This window comes from Vogesella oryzagri, from assembly GCF_040148885.1.
GTDB lineage: Bacteria > Pseudomonadota > Gammaproteobacteria > Burkholderiales > Chromobacteriaceae > Vogesella > Vogesella oryzagri.
Map to the genome: position 1 here is coordinate 93,952 of NZ_JBEFLD010000002.1, position 15,530 is coordinate 109,481.

Sequence of the window (15,530 nt, forward strand, 5' to 3'; positions counted from 1 at the left end):
TACGCTCAAGCCAAGCTAGCAGGCTGCTCAGCATAAGGACGGAGATCAACAACCTTGGCCCGCCGAGCAATGAAAGCGCAGCAAAATTGATAGCAGTGCTCAAACTCGACATGCAGCACATTAGCACCGCCTTGTGGCTCGCCACTCAGTTCAAGGTTTAACGAGGTCACCACATTCTGTTGATTGAAGCCTTCAAGCTCAAACGCCGAAATGTCTTCAAACAGGAAGTGGATAACAGAGTCGTTGTGGAGTGTATAGCGGCCATCATCGGCAAGCTCGGGCCCCATGATCCAGCCGCGAAGATAAACCTCGACAGACGGAATACTTGGCCCGCCAGGCAAGCGGAGCGACCGATCCAGGATAATGCGCAGCACTTCCCCATCATGAAAACTGGGCCACCGCCCGAAGCGGTCAATAACCTGCTCATACCCCTCAATGAACTCGTATGCCTGCATGGAGACTCCATCAGAAAATTGATGCGGATGGGCAGCCAGTAGCCAGGATAAGCGCAGCGCATCGAAGCTACTTGTTAGTTGCTCATCCCAACCATTCGGCCAATGCATCCCCGCTGGCAAAGCCTAGCACTGTCAGCTTTGTCGCACTTGCGCCAAAACCAAGAGCAAAAACATTCTGGTCTGGCGAGTAAATCAACCAGCGCCCGTCCTGATGTGCAATGGCGTAGAGCATTGATTTGCTTAGTTTTTCGTGTACCCCGTAGTGGAACATTTCCCCTTGAATCGCGGCTTCCACCGGGTCAATAACGCAGCCAAGAAGCTGCTGTGATTTATTGGCAATATATGTAGCCCGGTCATGCTCTGGTGCAACCCAAGTATCAGAACCACTAGCGAGAGAAGCATTCAACACAGCAAAAGCTTGAACCTTGTTCATGTGACCTCGCCGCAAAAATTAATTCGGCCTTGTTACCTCCAGCATGGCAAGCACCTACTTGCAACTGTAACGTCACATCATATCTTGCCAGCATGACAAAAGGGCAAGCCACTTGGCTTGCCCTTGTTCACCTCATCCTGCGGCCAACGTTGGCCGCATCCCTCTAACTAACTCTCAACCCGCCGCCGGCTCGCTCATGCCGCTGTGCCGCAGCAGCGCGTCGATCTGCGGGTCGCGGCCGCGGAAGGCGCGGAAGGATTCCAGCGCCGGGCGGCTGCCGCCCACAGCCAGGATCTCGTCCCAGAACTGCTGCCCCACCACCGGGTTGGCGCCGCCGGCTTCCTCGAACGCCGCGTAGGCATCGGCGGACAGCACCTCTGCCCACTTGTAGCTGTAGTAGCCGGCCGCGTAACCGCCGCCGAAGATGTGGCTGAAGCTGTTGGGGAAGCGGTTGTAGGCCGGCGGGCGGTTGACGGCGACTTCGTCGCGCACCTGTTCCAGCAGCGCCAGCCAGTCGATGCTGCCGGGGTTGGAAGCGGTGTAGAGCTGCATGTCGAACAGCGAGAATTCCAGCTGGCGCACCATCTGCATGCCGGACTGGAAGTTCTTGGCGGCGATCATCTTGTCGTACAGGTCGCGCGGCAGCGGCTGGCCACTGTCGGCATGGGCGGTCATGCCCTGCAGCACGTCCCATTCCCAGCAGAAGTTCTCCATGAACTGGCTGGGCAGTTCCACCGCGTCCCATTCCACGCCGCTGATGCCGGCCACGCCCAGCTCGTCGACGCGGGTGAGCAGGTGGTGCAGGCCGTGGCCGCACTCGTGGAACAGGGTGATGACTTCGTCGTGGGTGAAGTAGGCCGGCTTGTCGCCCACCGGGCGGCTGAAGTTGCACACCAGGTAGGCCACCGGGGTCTGCACTTGGCCGTCTTTCAGGCGGCGGCCGCGCACATCGTCCATCCAGGCGCCCGGGCGCTTGCCGTCGCGGGCGTACAGGTCGAGGTAGAAGCCGCCCAGCAGCGTGTCGCCCTGGAAGATTTCGTAGTAGCGCACGTCCGGATGCCAGGCGGCCACGTTGCGCGCGGCAAAGCGCACGCCGTAAAGCTTGCCCACCACGCCGAACAGGCCGGCCAGTACCTTCGGCTCGGGGAAGTACTGTTTAACTTCGTGCTCGGAGAAGGCGTAGCGCGCCACGCGCAGCTTTTCGGCGGCGTAGCTGATGTCCCAGGCTTGCAGTTCGACCAGCCCCAGCTCGTCGCGGGCGAAGGCTTCCAGCTCGGTGCGGTCCTGCAGCGCGTAGGGTTTGGCGCGCTGCGCCAGGTCGCGCAGGAAGTCGATGACCTGCTGCGGGCTTTCCGCCATCTTGGTGTACAGCGACAGCTCGGCGAAGTTGGCAAAGCCCAGCAGCTGCGCCTCTTCTGCGGCCAGCTTGAGCTTTTCGCGGATCAGCGGGCCGTTGTCCTGCTCGGCAGGGCCGAATTCGGAGGCGCGCTTGGCGTTGGCCTCATAGAGTTTTTCGCGCAAGGCACGGTTGTCGGCGTATTGCAGCACCGGGAACAGCAGCGGGAACTGCAGGCCCAGCTTGTATTTGCCCGGCTGGCCGTCGGCCTCGGCCAGTGCCGCGTACATGGCCAGGGTGTCTGCCGGGATGCCGGCCAGCTCGGCGACATCATCGATGTACAGCGCGAAGCTGTCGGTGGCGTCCATCACGTGCTGCGAGAACTGGTTGGACAGCTCGGCCAGGCGGCTGGACAGCTCGGCAAAGCGCTGCTTTTGCGCATCCGGCAGCTCGGCGCCAGACAGGCGGAAGTCGCGCAGATCGTTTTCGATGACCTTCTTGCGCGCGGCGCTGGCGCCGGCAAACGCCGGATTGGCCGCCACCGCCTTGAAGCGCGCGAACAGGTCGAGGTTCTGCCCCAGTTCGGTAAAGAAGGCGGAGATGCGCGGGATCTCGGCGTTGTACGCCTCGCGCAGGCCGTCGGTATTGCCGACCACGCCGTTGAGATGGCCGACCACGCCCCAAGCGCGCGACAGTTTCTCGGTGGCGTCGGACAGCGGCTCGGACACGTCTTCCCAGCTATCGCCGCCCTGTGCGATCACGGCGGCTATGGCGGCGCGCGCCTCGGCCAGCAAGACGTCCAGTGCCGGGGTGATGTGCTCTGGCTTGATGGCGTCGAAACGGGGCAGGTCGGTAAAGTCGAGCAGCGGGTTGGTTTGGCTCATGGCGGCATCCTGTAGGCAATTGCGCCGGCGATCACCGGCAGCGTGTGGCAAGCTGGCGTGGGCGGTATCATGGCCACGCACAATCTCTTCAAGATAAGGACAACTCGGTGAATCGCAATATCCGCAGCTATGACGGCCACCGGCCGCAGATCGATCCTTCCTGCTACATCGACCCGGCCGCGGTGGTGATCGGCGAGGTCACGCTGGCGGCCAACGTGTCGGTGTGGCCATGCGCGGTGGTGCGCGGCGACGTGAACAGCATCAGCATCGGCGAGGGCAGCAATGTGCAGGATTTTGCCATGCTGCACGTCAGCCACCGCAAGGACAGCGACCCGGTGGGCGCGCCGCTGGTGATCGGCCGCAATGTCACCATCGGCCACCACGTGACGCTGCACGGCTGCACCATCGGCAACGGCGTGCTGATCGGCATCGGCAGCATCATCCTCGACCGCGCGGTGGTGGAAGACCGCGTGCTGATCGGTGCCGGCAGCCTGGTGCCGCCCAACAAGCGGCTGGAATCCGGCTACCTGTACCTGGGCAACCCGGTAAAGCAGGTGCGCGCACTGACCGCGGCCGAGCTGGCCTACTTCGATTACTCCGCCGCGCACTATGTGAAGGTGATGGAAAAGCACAAGGCCAGCCTGGCGGAGTAAGTGCTGTCCGCTTGGGCAAATGCCGCGGCCTGCTCTAAGCTGAATGGCATGTCGCCGCCGGCGGCATGCCATTGACGCTACGGCTGACGCCCCGGTCAGCCCACCACGCAAGGAGCATCTCATGGCAGGCTGGTTCGAACTGAGCAAGAGCACGGACGGGCAGTTCCGCTTCGTGCTGAAAGCGGGCAACGCGCAAACCATTCTCAGCAGCGAGCTGTACAAGTCGCTGGACGCGGCGCAAAACGGCATCGCCTCGGTGCAGAAGAATGCGCCGGATGCCAGCCGCTACGAGAAAAAGACGGCCAGCAACGGCAAGTTCTACTTCACACTGAAGGCGGCCAACCACCAGGTGATCGGCACCAGCCAGCTGTACGAGGCGGAAGCCGGCTGCGACAACGGCATCGCCTCGGTACAGAGCAACGGCCCCAGCGACACGGTGAAGAACCTGATCTGACACACCTGCCGCCCGGATGCCCTGGCGTCCGGGCCGACCAACCGGCGCGGCACTCGCCGCCGCCCTGCCCCTGCCATCGCCCGCTGCCACCCACCGCGTCATCTTGTCGTCACCTGCCTGTTCTAGCGTGGGCAGCAACGTCCGCGCACGCCTGACTTGCCATTGTCCTGCTTGCCTTTGCCCTGTTAGACAACACGTCATGTAGTTGTAATGTGCGCTGCCTACACTGCCCGCTCTCGATAAGGACATGCCGCTCATGACGCTCGTAAAACGGCTTTGGCTCACGGTTGTGCTCACCCTGGCCTGCCTGCTGGCAGTGGCGCTGAGCAGCGGCCAACAATGGCTGGCGCTGCGCGGTGAATTCGCCGACTACAGCCAGCAGCAACAACGCTCTTCCAACCTGCAGACGCTGAAAGCCGAAGTGCTGTCGCTGTCGCGCGCCGACCCGCTGCTGCCGGAAACCGCCGCCAAGCTGGCGGCAGTGGACGCCCAGGTTGGCCGCCTGCTGCCGGCCATCGCCGCCGCGCTACCGGCGGACGAGGCACAATCGTTCCGCCGCAATACCGACAAGCACTGGCAGGACTTCCGCCGCAACCTGCAATCGGCGCTGAAAATTGCCGAAAGCGCGCCGCAGGATGCGCTATCGATTCCGGAACAGGCCTACAGCATGAGCATCGTGCCGCTGGTGGCGCAGATCGACCTGCGGCTGCAGGCCGACAGCCAGCAGCTGCAACAGGCCGCCGCCGACATGCGCCAGCGCATGCTGCAACTGGGGCTGTGGCTGCTGGGGCCGCTGTTGCTGGCCAGCGCCGTGGTGGTGCTGTCGCAGGTGCTGCTGGCGCGGCGGCTGAAGCAACAGATCGCCGCCATGCAGTTGGCCGCCGACCGACTGGGCGACGGCGACCTGGCCGCCCGCCTGCCACAGCAGGGCCGCGACGAGCTGTCGCAGGCCGCCGGTCATATCAACCGCTTTCTGGACAAGCTGGCCGGGCTGCTGCACACCGTCAGCAGCAATGCCGCCAGCAGCGCGCACGAAGCGCATCAGGCGCTGGCGCTGACCGGCAGCGTGATCGGCATCACCCGGCAGCAGGCCGAGCAGAGCGAGCAAAGCCGGCTGTCCGCCCACAGCATCGCCAGCGCCTCGGCCGGCATTAACCGCCATATCAGCCAGGCGCTGGCCGACAGCGAGCAGGCCAATGCGCAGACCCAGCACGCGCAGCAGCTGGCCGGCGACACCGCACTGACACTGCAGGCACTGTCGCAACGCATCCGCGGCGCGGTGAACGAAACCGAGCAGCTGAAAACCTCGATCAGCGACATCGCCCAGATCAGCACCCTGATCCGCGACGTGGCCGAGCAGACCAATCTGCTGGCGCTGAACGCCGCCATCGAGGCGGCGCGCGCCGGCGAACAGGGCCGCGGCTTTGCCGTGGTGGCCGACGAGGTGCGCAAGCTGTCGGAGCGTACCGCCGATGCCACCGCGCGCATCTTCGACACCCTGTTGCGGGTGGAAAGCGCCACCGCCGCGCTGTCCGGCACCATGGACACCGCCCGCAGCGCCAGCGACCAGAGCACCAGCGCACAGGAAACGCTGAGCCAGGCGCTGCAGGGCGTGGACGGCGCCATGGCCGCCATCCACCGCGTGCTGCAAAGCATTGCCGAGGCCAGCGGCGCCCAGAGCAGCGCCAGTCACAGCATTCTGGATCACGGCCAGCAGGTATCGGCACTGGCCAGCGACATCTTCAGCCGCATGCAGCAGCTGGCCCCGGCGATGGAGCAGCTCACCGATGCCTCGCAACAGCTGAACCGCGATCTGGGCTGGTTCCGCGTGCAGGGCGCCGGCGCCTGACGCCGTCGCAACACGCGCAAGGCGCGCGGCGGGGTTTTTGGCATGCGGCCAACGTGGCATCAGGCACAGCCGGATAAAGCGCCGCCCTCCCTTGCCACAAAACAAAACAGGCTCCCCATCGGGAGCCTGTTCCACTGGCGCGGCGGCCAACGTTGGCCGCACACCGCTGCTTACAGCACGGCCAGTGCCGCGTCGTAGTTCGGCTCGCTGCCGATCTCGGCCACCAGCTCGCTGTGCAGCACCTGGTCGTTTTCATCCAGCACCACCACCGCACGGGCGGTGAGGCCGGCCAGCGGGCCGGAAGCCAGCTTCACGCCGTAGGCTTCGGCGAAGGCCGGGTTACGGAAGGTGGACAGGTTGTCCACGCCTTCGATGCCTTCGGCGCCGCAGAAACGCTTCTGCGCGAACGGCAGGTCGGCGGAGATGCACAGCACGGCCACGCCGGCGCGGCTGGCGGCTTTTTCGTTGAACTTGCGTACCGAGGTGGCGCAGGTCGGGGTGTCGATGGACGGGAAGATGTTGAGGATCTTCTTCTTGCCGGCGAAGGCGGCCAGGCCGATATCGTTCAGATCGCCATTGGTGAGACTGAAGGCCGGAGCCTGACTGCCGACTGCCGGCAGGCTGCCGGCAACTTCTACTGGGTTACCGCGCAGGGTGACGCTAGCCATGGGAAATCCTTTGCAAGATTGGGTGGGAGATGTCGCAGTTTGGCGCATGGCGGCAGAAATTCAACCCCGAACACGGCAGGGGGATCAGCGCGCCGCCGCCGACAGCAAGCACGGCCGGCTGTCACCTGTCTTTTCGATCAAAAAAACAAACCGATACATCTCGCAACCCGGCTTCGCACGTAAAGTCGCGCCTCACCACAAACAGACCATCAAACAGATGGCATAAAAGCCGCCGCTGGCTACCCGCCGGTGGCGACAGGCAAGAATCAACACCGTGGAGATTTACGTGTCACATACCCCCCAACGCCATATTGGTCCGGTCGCGCTGATGCTAACCGGCCTGGGTTCCATCATCGGCTCCGGCTGGCTGTTCGGCGCCGCCCACGCTGCGCAGATCGCCGGCCCCGCCGCCATTTTTGCCTGGTTGATCGGCATGGTGATCATCCTCGCCATCGCCCTGACCTACGCCGAGCTGGGCACCATGTTCCCGGAAACCGGCGGCATGGTGCGCTACGCCCGCTACTCGCACGGCTCGCTGCTGGGCTTTCTGGCCGGCTGGGCCAACTGGATCGCCATCGTGTCGGTGATCCCCATCGAGGCGGAAGCCTCGGTGCAGTACATGAGCTCGTGGTCGTTCCCGTGGGCGCAGGCGCTGTACCGCAACGGCGAGCTGAGCGGCACCGGCCTGCAATTGGCCGCGCTGCTGGTGCTGGTCTACTTCCTGCTCAACTACTGGAGCGCGAAGCTGTTCACCAAGGCCAATAGCGCCATCACCGTGTTCAAGGTGCTGGTGCCAGGTGCCACCATCGGCGCGCTGATCTACAGCGGCTTCGATGCCGGCAACCTGGGCAGCCACACCCCGGGCGGCTTCGCGCCCTACGGCTGGTCCAGCGTGATGACCGCGGTGGCCACCAGCGGCATCGTGTTCAGCTTCAACGGCTTCCAGAGCCCGATCAACATGGCCGGCGAGGCGATCAACCCGCGCCGCAGCATCCCGTTCGGCGTGGTGGGTTCCATCCTGATCGCCGCGGTGATCTACGTGCTGCTGCAGGTATCGTTCCTCGGCGCGCTGCGCCCGGAAGACCTGGCACACGGCTGGCACGGTCTGGACTTCAGCTCGCCGTTCGCGCAGCTGGCGATGGCACTGGGCCTGAACTGGCTGATGCTGACGCTGTACTTTGATGCCTTCATCAGCCCCAGCGGCACCGGTGCCGCCTACATGGCGTCCACCGCGCGCATGATCTACGCCATGCAGCGCAACGGCACCATGCCGAAAGTCTTCGGCCGCATGCACCCGCTGTACCACGTGCCGCGCCCGGCGATGTGGTTCAACCTGGCGGTGGCGTATGTGTTCCTGTTCTTCTTCCGTGGCTGGGGCACGCTGGCGGCGGTGATCTCGGTGGCGACCGTGATCTCCTACCTCACCGGCCCGATCAGCGTGGCCGCGCTGCGCCGCGCCGCGCCGGAGCTGCCGCGCCCGCTGAAGCTGAAAGGCATGCCGCTGATCGCGCCGTTTGCGTTCGTGTGCGCCTCGCTGGTGCTGTACTGGGCACGCTGGCCGCTGACCGGCCAGATCATCTTCCTGATCATTGCCGCGCTGCCGGTGTACTTCTGGTACCAGCACCAGGCCGGCTGGCAGGGTTTTGGCCGCGAAGTAAAAGGCGCGCTGTGGATGGTGCTGTACCTGCCGGCCATGGCACTGCTGTCCTGCATCGGCAGTAGCGAGTTCGGCGGCATGAACCTGCTGCCCTACGGCCTGGACATGGTAGTGGTGGCACTGGTGAGCCTGGGCTTCTTCCACTGGGGTGCGCGCAGTGGCTGGCGTACCCGCTACCTGACCCAGGAGCACGATGCCGAGGCGGTGCGTGCACTGCATGCCGAGGACGACAGCGCCGAGCTGCAACCGGCACTGCAAACCCGCTAAAACGCAAACAGGCACCACCGGGTGCCTGTTGCTATCCAGCCCGGCCTGTGCCGGGCTGTTTTTTTTGGGCTCAACCCTCGTCCGGCAGGCTCAACCCCAGCTCGGCCAGCACCTCGCGTGCCGCGCGAAAAGCCTCCACCGCCGCCGGTGCACCGGCGTATACCGCGCAGTGCAGCAGGGTCTCGCGAATTTCCACCAGACTGGCACCGTTGTTGATGGCGCCGCGCACATGGCCTTTCAGCTCGTTGCTGCGCCCCAGCGCTGCCAGCATGGCGCAGGTCAGCAGGCTGCGGGTTTTCAGGTCGATGCCGTCGCGCTGCCAGGTGCTGCCCCAGGCGTGTTCGTTCAGCCAGTCCTGCAGCGGGCGGGAGAAACCGTCCAGATTGCTCATCGCGCGGTTGGCGAAGGCCTCGCCCATCACCTGGGTGCGGCGTGCCAGGCCCGCCTGTTTGTCCTGCTCGCTCATGCTTCGACTCCAGTGGCAAAAATATCGGTAAGCGCCGCCAGCAGCAGCTGGCATTCCGCCTCGGTGCCGATGCTGATGCGCAGGAACTGCTCGATACGCGCCTGCTTGAAGTGGCGCACGATGATGGCGCGCTCGCGCAAACGTGCGGCCAACGTTGCCGCATCGTGCGCCGGGTGGCGGGCGAACACGAAGTTGGCCGCAGACGGCAGCACGGCAAAACCCAGCGCGTTCAAGCCGGCCACCAGCGCCTCGCGGCTGGCAATCACCTGGTCGCGGCACTGCTGGAAGTAGGCCTCGTCCTCGAACGCTGCCTGGGCGCCGGCCTGGGCGAGGCGGTCCAGCGGGTAGGAGTTGAAGCTGTTCTTCACTCGCGTCAGGCCGTCTATCAGCTCGGCATTGCCCACCGCCAGGCCAACGCGCAGCCCTGCCAGCGAGCGTGATTTGCTCAGCGTCTGCACCACCAGCAGGTTCGGGTACTGGTTCACCAGCGGAATCATGCTGTCACCGCCGAAATCCACATAGGCCTCGTCCACCACCACCACCGTGTCCGGATGCTGCAGCAGCATGGCCTCGATGGCCTCGCGTGCCAGCAGGCGGCCGGTAGGTGCGTTGGGGTTGGGGAAGATGATGCCGCCGCAGGGCTGGCGGTATGTCGCCGGGTCGATGGCGTAGTCGGCATCCAGCGGCACGGTGCGGTAGTCGATGCCGTACAGCTTGCAGTACACCGGGTAGAAGCTGTAGCTGATGTCCGGGAACAGCAGCGGCGCCTCGTGTTGCAGCAGCGCCTGAAACACCAGCGCCAGCACCTCGTCCGAGCCGTTACCGACGAACACCTGTTCCGCCTGCACGCCGTAGTAGCCGGCAATACAGGCGCGCAGCGCGGTGGATTCCGGGTCCGGGTACAGCCGCAGGCTGTCAGCGTTGGCCGCAGCAATGGCGGCCTGGACTTTCGGCGACGGCGGATAGGGGTTTTCGTTAGTGTTGAGCTTCACCAGCTGGGTGATGCGCGGCTGCTCACCCGGCACATAGGGGGTCAGCGTGTGTACGGTACTGCTCCAGAAACGGCTCATGCGACGGCTCTTTCAGTGTTGCGGGCTACGGGTGGCAAGGAACACGCCGGCCAGGATCAGGGCGATGCCGGCCAGGTGATAGCCGTGCAGCTGTTCGCCGAGAAATACTACCGACAGCAGCGCGCCGAACATCGGCATCAGGTGGATGAACATGCCGGCGCGCGCCGCCCCCACCCTGGCCACGCCCAGATTGTAGAAATAGTAGGCCGCCACCGACGGCAGGGTGCCGACATAGGCGAAGGTGGCCAGCGTGGCGGCGTTCAGCGGCGTGCTGCGCCCGGACAGCAGCTCGGCGACGAAGAATGGCGTGATGCCGACCAGGCCGATGGCCACCTGCACCGTCAGCAGGCCGATGCGATCCAGCCCGGTCGGCAGGGTTCTCAGCAGCAGGGTGTAAAACGCCCACGCCACCATGGCCAGGAACAGCACCGCGTCGCCACGGTTGATATCCAGTGCGGCCAACCTTTGCCAGTCGCCATGCGCCACGATCAGCAGTACGCCGGCAAACGATACCGCCACTGCCAGCATCTGCCGGCCACCGATGCGCATGCCGAAGAACAGCGCGCCGAACAGCACGATCAGGATCGGGATAAAGGAGTTGAGCAGCACGCCATTGGTGGCGGCGGTGTACTGCAGCCCCCAGTACACCAGCGAATTGAAGCCGCTCACCCCCAGCAGCCCCAGCAGCAGCAGCCGGCGCCAGTGCGGCAGCCACAGCTGGCGCTGGTGCCAGGCGGGCGCCGCGCCAAAGGGCAGCAACAACAGCAGCGCGATGCTCCAGCGTGCGAACGACAGCGTCAGCGGCGCCACGCTGGCGTGCATGGCGCGCGCCAGCACGAAATTGCCGGACCAGAACAGCGCGGTCAGCATCAACAACAGATAAGCCAGGCGGGGGGATTGGGGATTCATGCCAGTGACCATGCCACGAGGCTGCGGTGGCCGACAAGCGCCAGCGGCACAACACTCTGTTCCGCGCATAAAAAAACCGGGGCCGCGGCCCCGGTTAACTCACCACAGACATCAATTGTTCAGGCGCCCTGGGTCTGCGCCGCGACCTGGCCATGACGGCCTTCGCGGTGCGGCACCAGCTGCGGTGCCAGCGTGCCGATCAGCATGCCCAGCACGCTCATCAGCAGGCCGGCCAGCTGCGGCGGCCAGAAGGCGGCGTCGGTGTAGCTGATTTCCAGCGCGATCCAGCTCGTCGCGCCCAGCAGCATCGCCAGCAGCGCGCCCTGGGTGGTGGCTTTCTTCCAGAACAGGCCGGCGAACAGCGGCACCACCGCGGCCACCAGCGTCACCTTGTAGGCGTTGCCCACCATCTCGTAGATGCTGGCATCCGACAACAGTGCAAAAGCGGTGGTGGAGACAGCGGCCACCACGATGGACAGGCGCATAGCCTTGATGAACTGGCGGTCGCTCATCTTGGGCACGAAGTGCTTGAGGATGTTCTCGACGAAGGTCACCGACGGCGCCATCAGCGTACCGGAGGCGGTGGACATGATGGCGGACAGCAGCGCACCGAAGAACATGATCTGCGCAAACAGCGGCGTCTTGTCCAGGATCAGGCGCGGCAGCACCATCTGCGGGTCGATGCCCAGCTGCTCGCTGACCATTTTCGGGTCGATGATGGAGGCGGCGCTGATCAGGAAAATCGGCAGCATGCAGAAGGTCAGGTACATGATGCCGCCGAGGATGGAGCCTTTCATCGCCACATCTTCGTTCTTGGCCGACATCACGCGCTGGTACACGTCCTGCTGCGGAATCGAGCCCAGCATCATGGTGACCGCGGCACCGATGAAGGCGACGACGCCTTTCGGACTGGTATCGTGGATGAAGGCCAGCTTGTTCTCGCTGGCGGCCTTGGCCACCACCACGTCGAAGCCGCCGGCCATGCCGGACACCAGGTACACCAGGTAGATCAGGCCGCCGACGATCACCGACATCTGCAGGAAATCGGTAAACGCCACCGACAACATACCTCCGCACAGGGTGTAGAACAGCACGATCACCGCGCCCAGCAGCGTGCCCTGGGTGGTGGTGATGGCGCCTTCGGACAGCACGTTGAACACCACGCCCAGCGCGGTCATCTGCGCGGCGATCCAGCCCAGGTAGGACAGGATGATCACCACGCTGATGATGCCTTCCACCGCAGTGCCATAACGTTTGCGGAAGAAGTCACCGATGGTCAGCAGATTCATGCGGTACAGGCGCTTGGCCAGCAACGCCCCGACAATCATCAGGCAGCCGAAGGAGCCGAACGGGTCTTCGACGATGCCGGAGAAGCCTTCTTCCAGAAAGGTGGAGGGAATGCCCAACACCGCCTCGGAGCCGAACCAGGTGGCGAACACCATGGCGGTCACTACCGGCAGCGGCATGCTGCCACCGGCGGAGGCAAAGTCCTTGGCACTGTGAACGCGGGTGGAGGCGTACAAACCGATCCCCACGGTAACTGCCAGATACAGTACGACAAACCAAACAAGCATTACTTCCGTCTCCTTGAATCCTTGGTAGTGTTGGCGGTGTTATTCGAGTGGCAACGGCACGCTGTTGCGGCACTCGGTTTTTGTTGCGGGCCATTATAGCCAGCGCCTCCAGATTGCCGAGCATTTTTTTAAACACCCACACCCACACCAAGTCACCTTACCGCACCAGACCGTCGCCGCGTAGCGAACGCGGATTCGGCCTGGCCGACGTCATACAGCCTTGTGAATAAAGGCTTACACACATCCATTCTTGCCATAGAAAACCGCCCGGAAGCGCACTGCGCCGCCGGGCGGTGGATGAGATATTTTGCCGCAAATAAACGTTTAGCTGTCGTCAATTATGTTAAACATTTGCCACACTTTAGTGTGCTGCACCGCACAATCCGGCTTGGGCGCCAGCCGTGACGAAGCGGCGGCGCTCGCTGTCCCAGTGCACGGCAGCACAGGCCACCACCGGATCATGGGTGAAAAACAGCCGCCCACCCTCAGCCGCCAGCCGCTGCAGCAGCGCGCGTTTTTCGTCGATCAGCAGCTCCGGATTGCGGTCGTAGCCCATGGTGATCGGCACGTGCACCCACGGCGCGCCGGGGATCATATCGGCGGCAAACAGCACCGCACCAGCCGGCATCGGAATCTCGGCCAGCAGCATGCCCGGGGTGTGGCCATGCGATACGGTGAAGCGCCAGTCCGCTGGCAGGCAGGCCGGCGGCAACTCGCCCTCCACCACCACCAGCCGGCCACTGCGCTCCAGCAGGGAGATCAATTCCGGGATGAACGACGCCTTGTCGCGTGGATGCGGCTGCAGCGCCCGCTGCCAGGCCTCGCGGCCAACCACGTACTGCGCGTTGGGGAACAGCAGCCGCGCCGGGCCACCATCCCACGGCGCCAGCAGCCCGCCGACATGATCGAAGTGCAGATGCGACAGCACCACCACGTCGATGTCGGCATCGCTCAGCCCCTGGGCCGCCAACTGCTCCAGCAACACGTGGTGTTCTTCCTGCACGCCGTAGCGGCTGCGCAACTTGGGCTCGAAAAACACGCCGATGCCGGTTTCCAGCAGGATGCGGCGGCCGTCCGCCTCGCGCACCAGCAGACAGCGGCAGGCCAGTGGCACGCGGTGCTGCTCGTCCGGCGGCAACCAGTGCTCCCACATCGCCCGCGGCGCATTGCCGAACATGGCGCCACCATCGAGTTTTTGCGAATTGCCCAGCAATGAAGTCAGCGTACGCATGGAATATCTCCCAAACCGGATGAGCGGATTGTCGAGCAACTGCTTGGTTTTGTCATCCGTCCCTGTGCACGGCCGGCAACGCCAGCAACAACAAAGCCACCCGCAGGTGGCTTGATCGCGCGTTGCCGGCCGTGTTCAGTCGTCACTCTTCAGCACTTGCTGGCGGAAGTCCTTCAGCGCGATTTTCCACAGTTTGAAGGCACGCTCAAACGCGGCGGGGCTGATGCCCGGGTTCATCACTACATCCATTTCCAGAATCGGATCGTTCACCTCATCCAGATAGGCCTTGCTGTAGTTCTTGCGACGGTTCCAGTCGTTGATCTGCGCCTGGGTGATGTCATACCCCTCCCAGCCGGCACTGAACTGCACGTCACGGCATTTCTTACCGTCCTCGCATTGCAGGAAGAAAATGGTGTAACCCATGCCGTCCATGCGGCCCTTGATCTTCGGGTTGCCCTTTTCCGAGGTGCCCAGTTCCGCCGAGCCGAAACCCCGCGCCAGCTCATACAGCGCCTTGGGGTTGCCGGCATCCAGCAGCTTGTCTTCCGCCCGTGCCAGCGGCGCCAGTACCGCCAGGCAAGCCATCGTGGTGAGTACGTGTTTCATCATGGCGATCTCCCTGATTATTCATTATGCGAATCCGCTTAGTGTACTGGCTGGCAGCCAGAAACACAGCGTGCATGGCAGCGACTGTTGCGACAGCACAAACCCTTGCACCGGAAACGACAACAGCCCGCGGCTGGCGGGCTGTCTGCTGGCTGAGGCAGTTTACTTGCTGATCAGCTTTTCCACCTTGTCGGCACGGTCGCCCGGCGCCGGGTGACTGGACATCAGGCTGCGCTCGTTGCCGTACAGTGCGGCCAACTTGCGCAAGGCGGACGGAGCGGCCTGCAGGTTGTAGTTATGACGCTTGAGGAAATCGACCGAATAGGCATCGGAATCGCTTTCCTGCGATTGCGAGAACTGCGCATGCAGCACTTGCTCGGCCAGATTGCCCAGCTCGGATTCGGACAGCGAGGCGGCAACCGCGTTGCCACTGCCGGCCGCGGCCTTGCGGGCGGCGGAGGAGGCATACGCCACCTGGATGGCTTTCTTGGTATGGCCCAGCTTCACGTGGCCGATTTCATGGCCGATGACGTAGCGCACTTCGTCGTCAGTCATCTTGTCCAGCAGGCCGCTGTACACGCGCACGGTGCCGTCGGCCATGGCGAAGGCATTCACCTCCGGGCTCTGGTACACCTTGAAGTTCAGCTTCAGCCCGTCTTCGCTGTTCAGGCCCTGCACGATCTTGTTCAGGCGCTTGGCGTAGGCGCTGCCCGCCGGAGCCACCTTGTTTTCTTTGTCCATCACCTTGCTGGACTCTGCCGCCATGGCCTGTACTTCGCCATCCGACAGCGTTGCGGATTTCACCAGATCGGTACCGGCGCTGAGCAGGGAATCCAGACCGAAGGCATGCACCGGACCGGACAGTACAGCGGACAGGGCAACAGCAGCAGCGAGCTTTTTCATTTTGATGTCATGAGAGGGGTTGCAGAAGCGGCGCATTGTAAGGACGCCGCCACCAACTGGCAATGACATTAAAATAAAAACACTACCCACGCGCCGCGGGCGAGCCATGCCACCA

16 protein-coding genes are annotated in these 15,530 nt (G+C 63.9%); 5 read left to right on the forward strand and 11 right to left on the reverse strand.

Annotated features, from left to right (window positions below; all coding sequences use genetic code 11):
• Positions 1 to 5: 5 nt before the first annotated feature.
• The 3 genes from ABNW52_RS03080 to ABNW52_RS03090 all read right to left on the reverse strand — a co-directional run bounded on the left by ABNW52_RS03080 (position 6) and on the right by ABNW52_RS03090 (position 3,108).
• Complete coding sequence (locus tag ABNW52_RS03080) at positions 6 to 455, reverse strand: Imm50 family immunity protein (protein ID WP_349583869.1); 450 nt, start codon at positions 453 to 455, stop codon at positions 6 to 8.
• Positions 456 to 537: 82 nt separating this feature from the next.
• Entirely contained in the window at positions 538 to 888 is a 351-nt protein-coding gene (locus tag ABNW52_RS03085) for a hypothetical protein (protein WP_349583872.1), read from the reverse strand.
• A gap of 174 nt (positions 889 to 1,062) precedes the next feature.
• Positions 1,063 to 3,108, reverse strand: a complete 2,046-nt coding sequence (locus ABNW52_RS03090; protein WP_349583875.1) for a M3 family metallopeptidase — start codon at positions 3,106 to 3,108, stop codon at positions 1,063 to 1,065.
• Between the two features lie 107 nt (positions 3,109 to 3,215).
• Between ABNW52_RS03090 and ABNW52_RS03095 the strand changes: the two genes are divergently transcribed.
• From ABNW52_RS03095 to ABNW52_RS03105, 3 genes are all read left to right on the forward strand, one after another.
• Complete coding sequence (locus ABNW52_RS03095; protein WP_349583878.1) at positions 3,216 to 3,761, forward strand: gamma carbonic anhydrase family protein; 546 nt, start codon at positions 3,216 to 3,218, stop codon at positions 3,759 to 3,761.
• A 121-nt stretch (positions 3,762 to 3,882) separates the two neighbouring features.
• On the forward strand, positions 3,883 to 4,215 hold the full coding sequence (locus tag ABNW52_RS03100; RefSeq protein ID WP_349583881.1) for a YegP family protein: 333 nt from the start codon (positions 3,883 to 3,885) through the stop codon (positions 4,213 to 4,215).
• A gap of 256 nt (positions 4,216 to 4,471) precedes the next feature.
• Positions 4,472 to 6,064 carry a methyl-accepting chemotaxis protein gene (locus ABNW52_RS03105; protein WP_349583884.1) on the forward strand — a complete coding sequence of 531 codons (1,593 nt, stop codon included), beginning with the start codon at positions 4,472 to 4,474 and terminating at the stop codon, positions 6,062 to 6,064.
• 170 nt (positions 6,065 to 6,234) lie between these two features.
• Here ABNW52_RS03105 and tpx read toward each other — a convergent pair whose 3' ends face one another.
• Positions 6,235 to 6,732, reverse strand: a complete 498-nt coding sequence (tpx, locus tag ABNW52_RS03110; protein ID WP_349583887.1) for a thiol peroxidase — start codon at positions 6,730 to 6,732, stop codon at positions 6,235 to 6,237.
• Here tpx and ABNW52_RS03115 point away from each other — a divergent pair.
• Both ABNW52_RS03115 and ABNW52_RS03120 read left to right on the forward strand, forming a co-directional pair.
• Entirely contained in the window at positions 6,731 to 6,958 is a 228-nt protein-coding gene (locus ABNW52_RS03115; RefSeq protein ID WP_349583889.1) for a hypothetical protein, read from the forward strand. The two genes, tpx and ABNW52_RS03115, sit on opposite strands and share 2 nt — an antisense overlap.
• Before the next feature lie 60 nt (positions 6,959 to 7,018).
• Positions 7,019 to 8,656 (forward strand): APC family permease, encoded by a 1,638-nt coding sequence (locus ABNW52_RS03120; protein WP_349583892.1) that lies wholly within the window; start codon positions 7,019 to 7,021, stop codon positions 8,654 to 8,656.
• Positions 8,657 to 8,726: 70 nt separating this feature from the next.
• On the opposite strand, the gene ABNW52_RS03125 is transcribed toward ABNW52_RS03120, so the two are convergent.
• The 7 genes from ABNW52_RS03125 to ABNW52_RS03155 form a co-directional block, all read right to left on the reverse strand.
• On the reverse strand, positions 8,727 to 9,122 hold the full coding sequence (locus ABNW52_RS03125; protein ID WP_349583894.1) for a carboxymuconolactone decarboxylase family protein: 396 nt from the start codon (positions 9,120 to 9,122) through the stop codon (positions 8,727 to 8,729).
• The gene (hisC, locus tag ABNW52_RS03130) at positions 9,119 to 10,192 is read right to left on the reverse strand and encodes a histidinol-phosphate transaminase (RefSeq protein WP_349583896.1); all 1,074 of its coding nucleotides are present in this window, start codon (positions 10,190 to 10,192) and stop codon (positions 9,119 to 9,121) included. The genes ABNW52_RS03125 and hisC overlap by 4 nt, the downstream gene beginning before the upstream one ends.
• A 12-nt stretch (positions 10,193 to 10,204) precedes the next feature.
• Complete coding sequence (locus ABNW52_RS03135; RefSeq protein ID WP_349583898.1) at positions 10,205 to 11,101, reverse strand: DMT family transporter; 897 nt, start codon at positions 11,099 to 11,101, stop codon at positions 10,205 to 10,207.
• Between the two features lie 119 nt (positions 11,102 to 11,220).
• Positions 11,221 to 12,675 (reverse strand): high affinity choline transporter 1, encoded by a 1,455-nt coding sequence (locus ABNW52_RS03140; protein WP_349583901.1) that lies wholly within the window; start codon positions 12,673 to 12,675, stop codon positions 11,221 to 11,223.
• Positions 12,676 to 13,036: 361 nt separating this feature from the next.
• The gene (locus tag ABNW52_RS03145) at positions 13,037 to 13,906 is read right to left on the reverse strand and encodes an MBL fold metallo-hydrolase (RefSeq protein WP_349583903.1); all 870 of its coding nucleotides are present in this window, start codon (positions 13,904 to 13,906) and stop codon (positions 13,037 to 13,039) included.
• Positions 13,907 to 14,041: 135 nt separating this feature from the next.
• Positions 14,042 to 14,515 (reverse strand): YbjN domain-containing protein, encoded by a 474-nt coding sequence (locus ABNW52_RS03150; protein WP_349583906.1) that lies wholly within the window; start codon positions 14,513 to 14,515, stop codon positions 14,042 to 14,044.
• 159 nt (positions 14,516 to 14,674) lie between these two features.
• Entirely contained in the window at positions 14,675 to 15,415 is a 741-nt protein-coding gene (locus ABNW52_RS03155) for a M48 family metallopeptidase (RefSeq protein WP_349583908.1), read from the reverse strand.
• Between the last annotated feature and the right edge of the window lie 115 nt (positions 15,416 to 15,530).

What these genes read in the sequence shown, in the direction of transcription:
- ABNW52_RS03080 (WP_349583869.1), bottom strand. Translation starts at nt 455, where the DNA reads ATGCAGGCATACGAGTTCATTGAGGGGTATGAGCAGGTTATTGACCGC.
- ABNW52_RS03085 (WP_349583872.1), bottom strand. Translation starts at nt 888, where the DNA reads ATGAACAAGGTTCAAGCTTTTGCTGTGTTGAATGCTTCTCTCGCTAGT.
- ABNW52_RS03090 (WP_349583875.1), bottom strand. Translation starts at nt 3,108, where the DNA reads ATGAGCCAAACCAACCCGCTGCTCGACTTTACCGACCTGCCCCGTTTC.
- ABNW52_RS03100 (WP_349583881.1), top strand. Translation starts at nt 3,883, where the DNA reads ATGGCAGGCTGGTTCGAACTGAGCAAGAGCACGGACGGGCAGTTCCGC.
- ABNW52_RS03105 (WP_349583884.1), top strand. Translation starts at nt 4,472, where the DNA reads ATGACGCTCGTAAAACGGCTTTGGCTCACGGTTGTGCTCACCCTGGCC.
- ABNW52_RS03115 (WP_349583889.1), top strand. Translation starts at nt 6,731, where the DNA reads ATGGGAAATCCTTTGCAAGATTGGGTGGGAGATGTCGCAGTTTGGCGC.
- tpx (WP_349583887.1), bottom strand. Translation starts at nt 6,732, where the DNA reads ATGGCTAGCGTCACCCTGCGCGGTAACCCAGTAGAAGTTGCCGGCAGC.
- ABNW52_RS03125 (WP_349583894.1), bottom strand. Translation starts at nt 9,122, where the DNA reads ATGAGCGAGCAGGACAAACAGGCGGGCCTGGCACGCCGCACCCAGGTG.
- hisC (WP_349583896.1), bottom strand. Translation starts at nt 10,192, where the DNA reads ATGAGCCGTTTCTGGAGCAGTACCGTACACACGCTGACCCCCTATGTG.
- ABNW52_RS03135 (WP_349583898.1), bottom strand. Translation starts at nt 11,101, where the DNA reads ATGAATCCCCAATCCCCCCGCCTGGCTTATCTGTTGTTGATGCTGACC.
- ABNW52_RS03140 (WP_349583901.1), bottom strand. Translation starts at nt 12,675, where the DNA reads ATGCTTGTTTGGTTTGTCGTACTGTATCTGGCAGTTACCGTGGGGATC.
- ABNW52_RS03145 (WP_349583903.1), bottom strand. Translation starts at nt 13,906, where the DNA reads ATGCGTACGCTGACTTCATTGCTGGGCAATTCGCAAAAACTCGATGGT.
- ABNW52_RS03150 (WP_349583906.1), bottom strand. Translation starts at nt 14,515, where the DNA reads ATGATGAAACACGTACTCACCACGATGGCTTGCCTGGCGGTACTGGCG.
- ABNW52_RS03155 (WP_349583908.1), bottom strand. Translation starts at nt 15,415, where the DNA reads ATGAAAAAGCTCGCTGCTGCTGTTGCCCTGTCCGCTGTACTGTCCGGT.